Origin of the sequence: Winogradskya humida (genome assembly GCF_016862215.1) — a bacterium.
Lineage (GTDB): Bacteria > Actinomycetota > Actinomycetes > Mycobacteriales > Micromonosporaceae > Actinoplanes > Actinoplanes humidus.
Genome location: NZ_BOMN01000118.1, coordinates 65,330 through 79,841, shown reverse-complemented (window position 1 = coordinate 79,841; position 14,512 = coordinate 65,330). Strand labels below are relative to the sequence as shown.

13 protein-coding genes are annotated in these 14,512 nt (G+C 69.7%); 6 read left to right on the top strand and 7 right to left on the bottom strand.

Annotated features, from left to right (window positions below; all coding sequences use genetic code 11):
• Nucleotides 1-30: 30 nt before the first annotated feature.
• From Ahu01nite_RS41755 to Ahu01nite_RS41740, 4 genes are all read left to right on the top strand, one after another.
• Nucleotides 31-174, top strand: a complete 144-nt coding sequence (locus tag Ahu01nite_RS41755) for a GPGG-motif small membrane protein (RefSeq protein ID WP_203842301.1) — start codon at nt 31-33, stop codon at nt 172-174.
• A 223-nt stretch (nt 175-397) separates the two neighbouring features.
• Nucleotides 398-1,315 (top strand): MHYT domain-containing protein, encoded by a 918-nt coding sequence (locus tag Ahu01nite_RS41750; protein WP_203842300.1) that lies wholly within the window; start codon nt 398-400, stop codon nt 1,313-1,315.
• Between the two features lie 23 nt (nt 1,316-1,338).
• On the top strand, nt 1,339-2,058 hold the full coding sequence (locus Ahu01nite_RS41745; RefSeq protein ID WP_203842299.1) for an HD domain-containing protein: 720 nt from the start codon (nt 1,339-1,341) through the stop codon (nt 2,056-2,058).
• Nucleotides 2,059-2,067: 9 nt separating this feature from the next.
• Nucleotides 2,068-3,696: a glycoside hydrolase family 13 protein gene (locus tag Ahu01nite_RS41740; protein WP_203842298.1), complete on the top strand. Its 1,629-nt coding sequence runs from the start codon at nt 2,068-2,070 to the stop codon at nt 3,694-3,696.
• Here the strand turns inward: Ahu01nite_RS41740 and Ahu01nite_RS41735 are convergent.
• From Ahu01nite_RS41735 to xylA, 3 genes are read right to left on the bottom strand one after another with little or no spacing between them, the layout of a single operon-like run.
• Nucleotides 3,674-5,083, bottom strand: coding sequence for an MFS transporter (locus Ahu01nite_RS41735; protein ID WP_203842297.1), 1,410 nt, complete (start codon nt 5,081-5,083; stop codon nt 3,674-3,676). The two genes, Ahu01nite_RS41740 and Ahu01nite_RS41735, sit on opposite strands and share 23 nt — an antisense overlap.
• 9 nt (nt 5,084-5,092) lie before the next feature.
• Entirely contained in the window at nt 5,093-6,508 is a 1,416-nt protein-coding gene (gene xylB, locus Ahu01nite_RS41730) for a xylulokinase (RefSeq protein WP_203842296.1), read from the bottom strand.
• A gap of 22 nt (nt 6,509-6,530) precedes the next feature.
• The gene (gene xylA / locus Ahu01nite_RS41725) at nt 6,531-7,715 is read right to left on the bottom strand and encodes a xylose isomerase (protein WP_203842295.1); all 1,185 of its coding nucleotides are present in this window, start codon (nt 7,713-7,715) and stop codon (nt 6,531-6,533) included.
• A 91-nt stretch (nt 7,716-7,806) separates the two neighbouring features.
• Here xylA and Ahu01nite_RS41720 point away from each other — a divergent pair, with 91 nt between their 5' ends.
• Nucleotides 7,807-8,931 (top strand): ROK family protein, encoded by a 1,125-nt coding sequence (locus tag Ahu01nite_RS41720; protein WP_203842331.1) that lies wholly within the window; start codon nt 7,807-7,809, stop codon nt 8,929-8,931.
• Here Ahu01nite_RS41720 and Ahu01nite_RS41715 read toward each other — a convergent pair whose 3' ends face one another.
• Nucleotides 8,932-9,402 (bottom strand): MarR family winged helix-turn-helix transcriptional regulator, encoded by a 471-nt coding sequence (locus tag Ahu01nite_RS41715; protein ID WP_203842294.1) that lies wholly within the window; start codon nt 9,400-9,402, stop codon nt 8,932-8,934.
• A 51-nt stretch (nt 9,403-9,453) separates the two neighbouring features.
• Here Ahu01nite_RS41715 and Ahu01nite_RS41710 point away from each other — a divergent pair, with 51 nt between their 5' ends.
• Nucleotides 9,454-10,632 carry a PP2C family protein-serine/threonine phosphatase gene (locus Ahu01nite_RS41710; protein WP_239159560.1) on the top strand — a complete coding sequence of 393 codons (1,179 nt, stop codon included), beginning with the start codon at nt 9,454-9,456 and terminating at the stop codon, nt 10,630-10,632.
• A gap of 29 nt (nt 10,633-10,661) precedes the next feature.
• Here the strand turns inward: Ahu01nite_RS41710 and Ahu01nite_RS41705 are convergent, their stop codons facing one another.
• From Ahu01nite_RS41705 to Ahu01nite_RS41695, 3 genes are all read right to left on the bottom strand, one after another.
• Nucleotides 10,662-12,365 (bottom strand): substrate-binding domain-containing protein, encoded by a 1,704-nt coding sequence (locus tag Ahu01nite_RS41705; protein ID WP_203842292.1) that lies wholly within the window; start codon nt 12,363-12,365, stop codon nt 10,662-10,664.
• A gap of 158 nt (nt 12,366-12,523) precedes the next feature.
• Nucleotides 12,524-13,567 (bottom strand): lactonase family protein, encoded by a 1,044-nt coding sequence (locus tag Ahu01nite_RS41700; protein WP_203842291.1) that lies wholly within the window; start codon nt 13,565-13,567, stop codon nt 12,524-12,526.
• 81 nt (nt 13,568-13,648) lie between these two features.
• Nucleotides 13,649-14,440: a hypothetical protein gene (locus Ahu01nite_RS41695; RefSeq protein ID WP_203842290.1), complete on the bottom strand. Its 792-nt coding sequence runs from the start codon at nt 14,438-14,440 to the stop codon at nt 13,649-13,651.
• Nucleotides 14,441-14,512: the final 72 nt, after the last annotated feature.

Genomic DNA, 14,512 nt, shown 5'->3' with positions numbered 1-14,512 from the left:
GATTTCGGAGGCCCGGGTATTCGTCTGAGCATGAACCTGTTGCTCTGGATCCTCGCAGTCATCCTCGTCGTCGCCGGCATCCTCGCGCTGTTCCGCCGGCAGATCCTCTGGGGCGTCGTCCTCATCATCGTGGGCCTGCTCGTCGGCCCCGGCGGCGTCAGCATCTTCAGTTAACCGCCCCTACTCCCCCCGGCAGTTTCCTGACCGGTCGTCGCAAGCCGACCGCACCGGGGCTGCCGTATGGCTACCTCTCGCAGGCAGCTATACGGTGGCCCCGGTTCTTTATGTGCCCACCCACCACTATGTAGTGACACGCACACGTCGTGCGATGTCCTAGATCGGACTCATGGCGTACTTCTCAGCGAATCGATCCCCCGACGTTCGCGAGGTACCGGCCGTGGCCGAGGTCCATCACTTCACCTATGGAGCTTTCAATCCGATCGGCGCGTACCTGGTGGCGGTCCTGGGATCCTTCCTCGGACTGCTCTGCACCGCACGCGCCCGCCAGGCCCGCACCCGCGGCAGGCGTACCCGCTGGCTGATCATCGCCGCGTTCGCCATCGGCGGGGCCGCCATCTGGCTCATGCACTTCACCGCGATGCTCGGCTTCGACGTCCCCGAGAGCCCGGTGCGCTACAGCCCGCTACTGACGATGCTCAGCCTCGCTCTCGCGGTGGTCGCCGTCGGTTTCGGACTGATCCTTGTCGGCCACGGCCCCCGCAGCCTCCCGCGCATCCTGGTGGCCGGTGTGCTCACCGGGGCCGGCATCCTCGCCATGCACTTCACCGGGATGGCCGGCGTGCACGTCTCCGGTGTCATCCACTACCAGCCGGCCCTCGTGGTCGCCGCCGCCGTCATCGCGATCACAACCGCCACCGCCGCGCTGTGGTTCACGGTCTCCGTCCGGGGTCTGCTGCCGACGCTGGGTGCCGCCGCGATCATGGCGCTCGGGGTCTGCGGCATGCACTACACCGGCATGGCCGCGACCAGCGTCGAACTGAGCCACATCGTCTCCACCGACGTGAGCGGCATCCGGCCGTTGCTGATGATCGTGCCGATCACGCTGGTCAGTGCGGGGACCATTCTCGCGGTCGCCCTGAGCGCGCTGCAGGCGATGACCGAGGAGGAATTCACCGACGGCGGGGGCATCCGGCGCCACGAGGGGCCGATCACCAACTCCTGGTCGCTCAAGCAGACTTCATTGACCGCCATGAAACGTACGCCCGGAGCCCGCCCCTCCCCCCAACCGCTCCCCCTGCGCAAGGCGGTAACCGTCCCGGCCGAGGAAGAACCGCTGCTCGACGTCCAATCCTGATCGAGCTGGTATACCGTCCTCAGATGGCGCCCAGGATGCTGCTGTCGATGCCGTTGCACGCGATCACCGAGGTCTACGGCGAGCCCGGATTGCGGGACCGGTTCGCCCTCGAGCTGCAGGAGCTGCCGCAGGCGGACCGCGAACGACTCGAGGAAGCCCTGGCGCTCGCCTCCGAGCTGCACGCCGACGACCGGCGGGTCCGCGAGCCCTACCTGAACCACCTGCTGCGGGTCGCCATCCGGATCATCCGCTACTACGGGATCCGGGACGTCGACGTGCTGACCGCGGCCCTGCTGCACGACGCGGTCGAGGACCATCCCGCCGAGCTCGCGGGGCTGCCGGCCGACCTCGGGCACACGGTGCTGACGGAGGCGGCGATCGCTGAGCTCGCCCGCCGGTTCGGCCCGAGGGCCGCCGAACTGGTCCGCTCGGTCACCAACCCCGAGTACGATCCCACCCGCGACAAGCACGAGCAGTACCGCACGCACGTCGCCGACAGCCTCGACCGGGACCCGTGGGCCCGGGTCATCAAGGTGAGTGACTTCACCGACAACGGCGTGGGCGTCATCCACACCACGTACGACAAGGCGCACAGCTCGGCGATCAAATACCGCCCGCTGGTCCCCAAGCTCAGGGAACTCATCGGCCGCCCGGACACCCCGCTCTCGATCGCCGCCAAGGATCACATTCTTGATCAACTGGACCTGGCCGAGGAGCGCTTCGCCGCCATCCTCGACGGCTAACGTGGGGGGATGTCCTCCCCTCGTGACTGGTGGCGCAGCGACGTCATCTACCAGATCTATCCGCGCTCCTTCGCCGACAACGACGGCGACGGCATGGGCGATCTGCCCGGCATCACGGCGCGGCTCACCGATCTTCGTGATCTCGGTGTGGACGCCGTCTGGTTGTCGCCCTTCTACAAGTCACCACAGCTCGACGCCGGGTACGACGTGGCGGACTACCGCTCCGTCGACCCGCGCTTCGGCGACCTCGGCGACGCCGACAAGATGCTCGCCGCGGCGAAACAGCTCGGCCTGAAGGTCATCGTCGACCTCGTGCCCAACCACACCTCCAGCGAGCACGTGTGGTTCCAGGAGGCGCTGGCCGCCGCGCCCGGCAGCCCGGAACGCGAGCGGTACATCTTCCGGGACGGCCGTGGCGAGGACGGCAGCGAGCCGCCGAACGGGTGGACCAGCGTCTTCGGCGGCCCCGCCTGGGAGCGCGTCGACGACGGCCAGTGGTACCTGCACCTGTTCGACGTCTCCCAGCCCGACCTCAACTGGGGCAACCCGGAGGTCCGCGAGGAGTTCCTGTCGATCCTGCGATTCTGGCTCGACAAGGGCGTCGACGGCTTCCGCGTGGATGTCGCGCACGGCCTGATCAAGGAGGCCACGCTCGCCGACTGGGAATATGCCGGCGAGATCCTGGGCGGGCTCACCCCGGAGGGCGCTCCGCCGCCGCCGATGTGGGACCAGGACGGCGTACACGAAATCTATCGGCAGTGGCGTGAGCTCTTGAATTCCTACGAGCCCGCGCGCATCCTCGTCGCCGAGGCGTGGGTGCAGCCGGCCGACCGGCTCGCGCGGTACGTGCGCCCCGACGAGATGCATCAGGCGTTCAACTTCGAATACCTGGTCACGCCGTGGGGTGCCGACGCGATCCGCAAGGTCGTCGACCGGACGAGCATCGCCAACGCCGCCGTCGGCGCGCCGACGACCTGGGTGCTTTCCAACCACGACGTGGTGCGGCACGCCTCCCGGCTGGGTTTCTCCGACGGCAAGGACCACCGCAACGGCATCGGGGTGGACGACCCGCAGCCGGACGCGGCGCTGGGGCTGCGCCGGGCGCGGGCCGCGTCGCTGCAGATGCTGGGGCTGCCCGGTTCCGCGTACCTCTACCAGGGTGAGGAGCTCGGGCTGCCGGAGCACACCACGCTGCCCGACGACTTCCGCGAGGACCCGACCTGGGAGCGCTCCGGGCACACCGAGCCGGGTCGCGACGGGTGCCGGGTGCCGATCCCGTGGGAGGCCGACTCGCCGTCGTTCGGGTTCGGCCCGGCCGACGCGAGCTGGCTGCCGCAGCCGGCCGCGTGGGCGGAATACGCCCTGGACCGCCAGCGTGACGTGCCGGGCTCGACGTACGAGCTCTACCGTTCGACGTTGCGGCTGCGCAAGGAGCACGACCTCGGCAACGGCACGCTGAGCTGGCTGGACACCCCGGCCGACGTGCTCGCCTTCCGCAACGGCGACATCCTGGTGCTGACCAACTTCGGTGACGCCGCCGCGGAGCTGCCGCTGGGGTCGCGGGTGCTGCTGAGCAGCGAGCCGCTCACCGAGGACGGCAAGGTTCCGCAGGACGTCACGGTGTGGGCTCGCGCATAGGTTCCGCTTTTGTGGTGTACGTGGCCAGGTGCGCATGGGTTTCCGCCATGTCCCTGGCCACGGTGCGGCTGGCCAGCCAGTACATGACGCCGGTCGGGATGAAGAAGAACTGGAAGACGGCCAGCCCGACCGCGTAGTTCAGCGGCGGCGGGAAGGCCCCGGCGAGACCCCGGAACGCCACCCCGACCAGCGCGTTGCCACCGGCCCGCCCGGCGCCGTTGAACAGGTTGCCGAGGCTGTAGACCGTGCCGCGGTGCTCGGGCGGGTTCACGTCGGCGATCATCGCGAACCAGTTGGGGGAATTCGCCGAGGTCAGCGCGAGCGCGAAGATGGCGACGGCGAGGCTGAGCCCGACCGTCGGCTCGGTCCAGACGTTGCGCAGCACGGCGCCGATGATGGTGCCCGTGCCACCGCCGTCCGGGACGTCGATGTGGAACGGGACGAAGTACAGCACCACGTAGAACGGCACGGCGGCGAGGATGCCGACCGCGGCGACCAGGGCGCGGCCCCTCGGCGTACGCCGCTGCAGCCGGTCGCCGATGAGCCCGCCGAGGATCGACAGCGCCCCGCCCAGCTGGAAGAGCGTGGCGAAGACGCTGCCCACGACGATCGCCGTCGCCGTCGAATAACCCTGGTCCTCCGCACGCGCCCGGAACAGCACGGGCAGCCACACCAGCGACCCGAAAGCCACCTGCGCCGAGAAGCCCTGCAGGATCAGCCAGACGTTGGTACGCCGGGCGAGGATCTTCGGCAGGTCGCCCGAGTGGATGCGCTCGTCGTACTCCACGCCGCGCAGTTCGGGCTGGCTGTCCCCGCGCGGGACGTTGTAGGTGAACACGTAGGCGATCGCCCCGATCACCCCGGCCACCGACACCACCAGGAACGGGCGCCGCCAGTCCCCCGCGCCGAGCAGGCCGCCGACCAGCGTGCCCGCGAGCGTGCCGATGCCCTGCGACAGGCCCCAGAAGCTCATCACCAGGCCGCGGCGCCTCGGCGAGATCAGATCGCTGACCACGGCGAAGCTGACACTGGCCACGCCGCCCAGGCCGATCGCGGCGAGCACCTGCGACATCAGGAACGACGGGTAGCTGCCGGACAGCCCGGACCAGGCGGTGCCGAGGACCCAGATCGCGGTGCCGGCGATGAGAACCGGTTTGCGGTTGGTGCGATCGCCGGCGTACGCCCAGCCGATCGCCGCGACCGCGCTGATCAGGAACATGATCGTGGTGGCGAGCGCGATATGGCCCTCGCCCACCCCGAAATCGTCGCCGATGCTGCCGTACAGGGGTGGGACGAGGCCGATCGCCACATTGTCGAGCGAGGCGAGCACCACGAACACCACCACGCTGTACGCGCGATGCGCCGAACCGCCTGTACCCGTGGTCACGCCGCCAGGTTAGCGGTCAACCCTGTCGACGACCTTGTCGCGGGCGGCGGCGTACTGCTCGCGGATGAGGGGGACGCTCGTGTCCTCGTACACCTCGGGGGTTTCGGCGGACCACTGCGGCGGGAGATCGCCACCCACCGTGACCCACGCGGCCTGCCGTGCCGCACCGTCCGCGACATACTCGCCGGGCGGCGGGACAAGGACCGGAAGACCGAAGAGCGCAGGAGCGATTTTGCGTACGGCCAGACTGCGCGCACCGCCACCCACCAGCACGACGCGGTTGGCGGCCGCACCCTGCGCGACCAGCGCGTCCAGCCCGTCCGCGAGCGCGCAGAGCATGCCCTCGACGGCCGCCCGGGCCAGATGCGCCGGATCGGAGGTCTTCAGCGTCAGGCCGTGGATGGCCCCGGTCGCGTCGGGCCGGTTCGGGGTGCGCTCCCCCTCCAGGTACGGCACGAGCACCAGCCCATCGGCGCCCGCCGGCGCCGACAGCGCAAGCCGTGACAGCTCCTCATGGTCGACGCCGAGCAGCTTGCCCGCCGCATCGAGCACCCGGGCCGCATTGAGCGTCACCACGATCGGCAGGAACCGCCCGGTGACATCAGCAAACCCGGAAACAGCCCCACTCGGATCATCCGGCGCCACATCCGAGGAAACGAACACCGTCCCGGACGTCCCGATCGAGATCACCACATCCCCGGGAAGCGCCCCGGCACCAAGCCCCGCGGCCGCGTTGTCACCGGCGCCCGGGCCAAGCGGCGCACCGTTGGGCAGGTGCCCTGCGATGCCGACCGGCCCGAGCACCTCCGGCGTCAGAATCCGCCGGCCGAAGCCCAGCTCGAGCAGGTCATGCCGGTATTCATTGGTCTTGGCCGACCAGTAGAGCGTGCCGCTGGCGTCACTGCGGTCGGTGCGCAGCGTGCCAAGCCCCTTCGCCCCGGACAACTTCCAGGTCAGCCAGTCATGCGGCAAACAAACCGCCGCCACCCGGGCCGCGTTCTCCGGCTCATGACGAGCCAGCCACCGCAGCTTGGTGAGCGTAAAACTGGCCACCGGCACAATCCCGACCGCGTCCGCCCAAGCCCGGCGACCCTTGTCCCCGCCGCCAAGCTCCTCGATCAGGTCGGCGGCCGCCCCGGCGCTGCGCGTGTCGTTCCACAGCAGCGCCGGGCGGACCACTTCGCCGTCCTCGTCCAGCACGACCATGCCGTGCTGCTGACCGGCCACCGAGACAGCGGCGACGTCATCGAGCCCGCCCGCTTCCTCAATCGCCCGCTGCAGCGCGTCCCACCAGGCGTGCGGATGCACCTCCGTGCCGTCGGGATGACCCGCCCGCCCCTGCCGGACCAGTTTCCCGGTCCCGGCATCACGGATGACCACCTTGCAGGACTGCGTAGAACTGTCGATCCCGGCGACAAGAGTCATGCTCTTCATTCTTCCTTGGAGATCAGCGCGCGCGCAGCACGTGGTCGATGGCGAGCTGGTGCAGCTTGACGAAGTGATACCCCTGCTCGCCGGCGGCGTCGACGTCGTACTCCTCGAACGCGCTCTTGTCGTTGAGCAGGTCCTGGTAGCTCTCACCCTCGTTGAGGGTCGGCTTGGCGAGCTCGAGCACCTTCGACGCCTCCAGCGCGGCCTGCACCTCAGGATCGGCGCGGAAGGCAGCAGCCCGCTCCTTGAGCAGCAAATACATCCGCATGTTGGCCTTGGCGGACTCCCAGACACCCTCGTAGTTCTCGGTGCGGGAGGGCTTGTAGTCGAAGTGCCGGGGGCCGTCGTAGCCGGGGCCGCCGCCGGGTGCGCCGTGCTCGAGCAGGTCGACCAGGGAGAACGCGTTGAGCAGGTCGGCGTGGCCGAAGACGAGGTCCTGGTCGAACTTGGGGCCGTGCTGGCCGTTGAGGTCGATGTGGAACAGCTTCTTGTGCCACAGCGCCTGGGCGATGCCCTGGGTGAAGTTGAGGTTCGACATCTGCTCGTGGCCGACCTCGGGGTTGATCCCGAACAGCTCGGAGCGCTCGAGCTCCTGGACGAACGCGATGGCGTGGCCGGCCGTCGGGAGCAGGATGTCGCCGCGGGGCTCGTTGGGCTTGGGCTCGATCGCGAAGCGCAGGCCGTAGCCCTTGTCCTCGGAGTACTGGGCGAGCAGGTTGAGGCCCTCGGCGTACCGGTCGAGTGCGGCCTGAACGTCCTTGGCCTCGTCGTACTCCGCGCCTTCGCGGCCACCCCAGAGGACGAGTGTCTGCGCGCCGAGCTCCGCGGCGAGGTCCATGTTGCGGAGGACCTTGCGCAGCGCATAGCGGCGTACGCCACGGTCGTTGCTGGTGAAGCCGCCGTCCTTGAACACCGGGTGGGTGAACAGGTTGGTGGTCACCATCGGGACGACCATGCCGGTCTCGTCGAGGGCCTTCTTGAAGCCGGCGATGATGCCGTCGCGGGTCTGCGCATCGGAGCCGAACGGCACGAGGTCGTCGTCGTGGAAGGTGATGCCGTACGCGCCGAACTCGTTGAGCTTGTGCACCGCCTCGATCGGGTCGAGCGCCGCGCGGGTGGCGTCACCGAACGGGTCGCGGGCGGTCCAGCCCACGGTCCAGAGACCGAAGCTGAACTTGTCTGCCTTGGTGGGCTGGACCATCTCAGTTACCTCCACGTAACAGGACCGATTTGTTTATTGGTTGAATTATTTGAGTGCCGTATGGCATTGTCAAGGGGTGCCGGGCCGGATGATGACTGCTTCCAACGCCCCCGTCCGGCAGAGCAGCGTGCGGGCCCATAATCTCGCGCTTGTGCTGCAAACCGTGGCGAACAGCGCAGATCCGATAAGTCGGGCTTCGGTGGCGGGCGCGACGGGCCTCACCCGGGCCACCGTTTCCGCGCTCGTCGACGACCTGATCGCCGGCGCCCTGCTCGGCGAGGTCGACCCCGCTCCCCGCAGCGGCGCCGGACGCCCCGCGGCCGGGCTGCGACCCTCGGCGGACGGGCCGGCCGGGCTCGGCCTGGAGATCAACGTCGACTACCGCGCGGCCTGCGTCGTCGACCTCACCGGCACCGTCCGGCACCACCTCGTCGAGGCAGGCGACCAGCGCGCCCCCGGCTCCCTCGACGGCCTCACCCGGCTGGCCGCGCGGGCGCTACGCCTGGCCGGGGCCGAGGGGCTGACCGTTGCGGGGGCCGCGCTCGCCGTGCCCGGCCTCGTGTCCGCCGGTGGCGTGGTCCGGGTCGCCCCCAACCTCGGCTGGCAGGACGTCACCGTCGGGTCGCAGCTGCACGGCCTGCCGCTGATCGTCGACAACGAGGCCAACCTGGCCGCGCTGAGCGAGCTGGGCACGGGTGACCTGCCACCCAGCTTCGTCTACATCTCCGGCGAGATCGGCATCGGCGCCGGCATCGTGCTGAACGGCGCGCTCTACCGGGGCGTGCGGGGCTGGAGCGGCGAGATCGGGCACATCCCGATCGACTCCTCAGGCCCGCTGTGCCGGTGCGGCGCCCGCGGCTGTCTCGAGCAGTACGCAGGCCAGGAAGCGATGCTGGGCGCCGCCGGCGTCACCTCGGTCGAGTCCCTGGCAGGGGCCGACCTGACCGTCGCCGGGACCGCGCTCGGCACCGCGATAGCCACCGTGGTCAACCTGCTGGACGTGGACACGGTCGTGCTCGGGGGCATCTACGCGCCGCTGCTGCCCGGGCTGCACGACGCCATCGGCGCGGAGATCGCGCGGCGGGTGCTGACCGCCGGCTGGTCCCCGGTGCGGTTGCGGGCCGCGACCCTCGGCCCCGACGCCGCCGTCCGAGGTGCGGCCGGAGCCGTGCTGCGTGGTGTGCTGGATGACCCCGCCGCCTATCTGGCGCGTTGATCAGGCCGTGCGGGCGTCGGAGCGGGACTCCTCCGAGACCGCCGCGCTGAACTCCGCGAGCCCCCGCACCAGCGCCGCACGGCCGGCGGGGCTCATCCGGCCCAGCACCTCGGCCAGGATCTCCCGGCGCGTGTTGCGCAGGTTGGCCAGCAGGGCGTGCGATGAGGGCGTGAGGTACAACGCGATCTCCCGGCGATCGACCCGGCCCGGCACCCGCTCGACCATGCCGGAGGCGACAAGGCGGTCACAGAGCCGGCTCGCGGAGGAGAGAATCATCCTCAGCTCCCCGGCGAGACCTCGCAGGTTGATGCCCTCCTCGCGCTCGACGACGAGGAGCGCGTTGAGTTGCGGGCCGGAGAGGCGGGGCGTGGCCTGCTCCCGGGCAGCGTCCCAAACGGCCAGCAACGTACCCGCGGCGTCGTCGACTGCCGCGGCGTGCTGTGGCCCATCCGGCCCATGGTGTTCGCCCATGGTGCAGCAGAGACTACCCGGAGAGGCGACGGTGTCGAGGGGGTGCAAACCGTGTCCGAGCGAGTGACAGCGGTCCGGCGGGCGCTGGCCGAGGCGCCGGCGAGGCTGGTGGTGGAGTGCCTGGCGGACGTGCTGGCCAAGGAATACGCGATCACCGGCGCCGATCTGCTGCTGGTCGACTACCGCCTGTCAGCGCTGCTCCCGCTGCTCGGCGGCCCGGCGGTGACCCACCCCGGCGATCCGGCGTGGCGGGCGTTCGACCACCAGAACGAGGTGGTCGCGGGGCACGTCGGGTATCTGCCCGTGACCGTGCGGGGAGAACGCCTCGGTGTTCTGCGGATCTCACCCTTCCCGGAGGCTGGCACCGAGCCCTCCCCGGAAGCCGGCACCGAGCCCTTTCCGGAGGCCGGCATCGAGCGCGCCGAGCTCCTGGAGATCGGCACGCTGCTCGCGCACGAGTTGCAGGCTGCCGGCGCCGGCACCGACCGCTACACCGTCGCGGCCCGCTCCCAGCGGCTCACGCTCGCTGCCGAGCTGCAGTGGGAGTTGCTGCCCGGGCGTTCCCGGGTGGGTCCGGGCTTCAGCCTGGCGGGCCAGCTCGAGCCGGCGTACGCCGTCCGCGGCGACAGCTTCGACTGGGCCGAACAAAAGGACCGGGTCTTCGTCACCGTGCTCAACGGCATGGGCGACGGCATGACGGCGTCCCTGCTGACCTCCCTGGCCACCCAGGCCCTGCGCAACGCCCGCCGTGCCGGTCTCCCGCTGGCCGACCAGGCGAGCCTCGCCGACCAGGCCCTCTTCGCCCAGCACCGCGGTAACTCGCACGTGGCCGCCCTGATGCTGGAACTGGACGTGACCACCGGCGAGGTCCTCGCGATCGATGCCGGTTCGCCCCGGCTCCTGGTGCTGCGCGACGGCGAGGTCCACGACCAGGAGCTGGACGCCGAGTTCCCGTTCGGCATGTTCGAGACCAGCGACTATTCGACGCAGAGCTTCCGGATGCAGCCCGGTGACCGGCTGTTCATCGTCAGCGACGGCGTCTTCGCGGCTCCGGGGGCGGCCGGTCAGTACGGCGAGGCGGCACTGCGCCGCTTCATCCGCCGGACCGGCCCGCTTGCCCCGCTCCAGGCTGTTCGCTCCCTGCTGGGCGATCTCCGCGCGTTCGTGAGCTCGGACCTGGAGGACGACGCCGTGGCCGTCTGCCTCGACTGGAACCCCTCTTCGGCGTGATCAGCGCGCGGCGCCGGAGCGGGAGGCGCCTAGCGCGCGGCGCCGGAGCGGGAGGCGATGGCTTCGAGGAAGATGTCGGAGATCTTCGCGGGGTCCTCGGCGATGAAGACGCCGCCGGAGCTGGTCGCGTTGGTGATGGTCTCCAGCTCGTTGGCGTCGACCTCGTTGCCGATACCGATGATCACCATGCGGACCGGGCGCTTCGCGTCGTTGGCCTTCTTCAGCTCGGTGACGAGGGTGGGGAGCTTGATGCCGTCGTCGTTGCTGTTCTTGCCGTCGGTGAAGAGGATGACGGAGTTGACCCGGCCGGGCTGCCAGTCCTCCTGGACCTTCTTGTACGCGGCCAGCGCCGTGTCGTAGAGGCCGGTCGCGCCGCCCGCCTTCGGGGTGATCTGCGAGATGGAGGCTTCCAGCTCGGAGCGCGCCGAGGTCAGCGGGCTGATCGGCACGATCTCCTTGTAGGGCAGCTTGCCGTTCATCTCGGTGGAGAAGATCCAGGTGCCGACGGCCCATTCGTTGTCGAAGAGCTTGAGGCCCTGGGTCGCCGCCGTCCGGGTCACCGCCGCGCGGCTCTGGTTGTCGGCGGTCGGGACCTTGTCGGCCATCGAGCCCGACACGTCGAAGACCGCGAGGACCCGGCCGGGCTGCGTGATGGCAGCCCAGCTGCCCAGGACCTGGTTGATCGAGCCGGCGTCGAGACCCGCGGCGGCCGCACCCTCGGTGCCGGTGGTGGCGGCGGGGGCCGCGCTGGCCTTGGGCCCGCCGGTCGGGTTGGCGAAACCGGAGCCCGCCACGCCGTCGGGGCCGCGCAGGCCGACCCGGGCAAGCTCGTCGCGGAAGGCCGGCTGCTCCATCGCCTGGCGCAGACCGGTCGCCGCCGCGGACTTGTTCAGGTCGATGCCGACCTCGGGCATGACGGCGTAGGGGTAGTCAAGGGCCGGCGGCTTCGGGTCGAGATAGAGCGCGGCGAGCGGGACGACCGGCTTGTCGGCGTTGTAGCTGATGACGTCTTCCTCGGAGAGCGGCGCCGCGCTGATCGCGGTGGTCAGGTCTGCCGCGTCCTCCGAGCGGGGGAACTTCTCCAGGAGATCCTCGCGCAGCGAGGAGCTGCCCAGGGCGAGCGAGCGCAGCGCGCCGACCTGCTGAGCCTTCGCCTGCGCGCTGGTGCCGGCCGCGCCGCCCAGCGCGAGCAGGCCCGCGAGACCGGCGGCGTCCCGGTTGGGGTCCACGATGCCGGTCCGTAGCGAGTTTCCGGTGGTCATCTGCTTGACCAGGTCGGCCCAGCCGAGCTTGCGGTCGGGCCAGCCGATCTTCTCGGCGACCGGCTGCGGCATCGCGATCACGACCGGGCTCTGCGCGAGCGACTTGCCATCGGTCGGCTGGAAGCCGGAGGCCTCCGAGCGCAGGCGCAGCAGCCAGGTGGTCGAGTCGGGGATCCAGACGTCGGGCACCGTGCCGTCCTTGCTCACCGCACCCAGGCCCGACAGCGTCACCCGGTGCTTGAGCGCGATGGTGGACGCCATTGAGGCCGGGCTGACGCCAGTCACATTGACGTTGACGCACGTCCCATTGACCTCGGCACCGGCGTCACTCCACCGCTTGGCGGCCTGCTGAACAGCGGGGACAATTTCGGACGCCGCGGCCACGTTGAGGGCGATTCCGCCGGAACAGCCCTTGTCAGCGAGCTGCTGATAACCGAACCAGGACCCCGCGAGAACGACAACGATCGCCATCGCTGATGCGACGACGCCCGCTCCCTTGAGACTGAAGTTTCTGCGATGGCGGCCTGACACGCGCTCCATACTGCGCATCCCGAGACGCGAATGCCATATACGTTCGGACGAAAGTTACTCGTATTGGCATTATCGTATACTTAATTCACTGAGAGTAGTTATCCCATTCCGATGGGTGTGCGGTACTGCAAGATGCAGGTAGGACTGCCCTGGTGGACGGGGTCACCCTGAATCGCCGGGATGCCCGAATCGGGGTCGATCCGGAAGACAGTGACGGTGTGCGACCGCTCATTGGCTACATAGAGGTGATCGCCGAGCAGCGCGATGTGCCGGGGCCACTCGCCGCCCGTCGCCACTTCCGCGATCAGCCGATCGCCGTCGAAGACCGAAATGGTGTCCGGCCCACGATTGGCGACATATACGAAACGGCCGTCCCGGCCCGTGGTGAGCTCTGACGGCTGATTCGGCTTCACCGCGCTGGTGACCTCGACGACGGCCTGGACGAACGCCCCCGACGGCCCCGGCCGGAACCGGCTCAGATCCCCGGAAAGCTCCCCGACCAGCAGAATGTCACCGCCCGGGACGCGCAGCAGGTGCCGCGGACCGGTGCCGGGCTCGGCGACGATCGCGGGGCCGACCAGGGTCAGCCGCCCGGAAACCGCGTCGAGACGGGTGTGCCAGACCCGGTCCGAGCCGAGGTCGCACACTAGGACGTCCGGGCCGTTCGGATCGGGATTGACCATGTGCGCGTGCGGGCCCTCCTGGCGGTCCGCGACCGGGCCGGACCCCCGCAGGTCGAGCAGATCGGAACGCTCCCCCGGCACCCCGTCCGCGTCCAGTGGGAAGACAGCCACATCACCGCTGGTGTAGTTGGCGACGAGCAGGTGCGAGGCGTCCGAGGAGACCGCGAGGTGGCAGGGCTCCTTACCACCGGTCTGGCGTACGGCGAGCAGGGTCAGCGTCGCGTCAGGCTCCACGGCGAACGCGCTGACCGCACCTTCGGTGAGCTCGTTGACGGCGTACACGACCGGCAGGGTGGGGTGCTGGCCCACAAAAGAGGGAGCAGGCGTACGCGCGGCAACCCCCGCCGGCGTCAGCGCACCGGTCACCCGGTCGCGCCGCAGCAACGCGATGCCCTCGCCCTCGCCGCCGCGCTCATCGGTGTAACACCCGAGATAGACGAAGTCCTCGTTTGTAGCCATACCCCGATCCCACCACACGACAGCGGCGACCGCGCGGACCCCCGTCAGACCCGCGCGACCGCCGATGAGGTGGAACCAGGATCAGGAGTTCAGCAACTCGTACGCCGCGGCGGTCGCCTTCTGCTGCTCCCCCGCGGCGGGCTCGGCGGGAGACTTGGCGGTGCCGTACTTGTCGTAGACCACCTCGTACGTCTCCGCCTTGATCTTGCCGGCGGCCGGGACCTTGATGACCGCCTTGGCGAACCGGCCCTTGTCGTCCAGCTCGGCCTCGAACGGCACAGCGTTCGCCTTCGCGCCCAGCGCGTCGAGGGTCTTCTGGTCCACGAGGTCAGCCTCACCCTGCTTCGTGAGATCGGTGGTGCCCGCGAACTTCCCGGCACCGGTCTCGTGCACCTCGACGATCGCGTCCAGGATCGGCGTCAAAGCGCCCGGATCGGTCTCGTCGTCATACGTCAACGGCCCGTCGGCGTCCTTGATCTTCGCCGGGTCGACGAGCATCCACTTCTTCGGCAACTTCGGCAGCCCGGTGAGCCCCTCCGTACCCGTGAATCCGATCTTGATCCAGGACTTCTCCCCCACGACCAGGAACTTCATCGTCATGGTGAAACCCAGATCCGGGTCCGTGTTGCTGAACCCCAGCTGGTAGCTCTTCTTCGAGGCGTCGAGCACACCGTCCATCGGCTGCTCGCCACCCTTCATCGCGAAGTGGAACGGCCCGGCGCCCGAATCCGGCAGCGAGTCGACGAGCTTCTCCTTCGGCGTCGGCACCACCGCCTCCGCGACCTCGTCCTTGGCCGCCTGCACAGCACCGCAGCCGCCGGTGGCGAGAATGCCGAGGGCGACCACGGCGCCCACTCCCACACGTACGTTCATCAGTCTTGTCTCCGAATGCGATGGGGGTCCCGGCGCTGCACACCACCGGGGTCGATACACCGAAGACTGGCG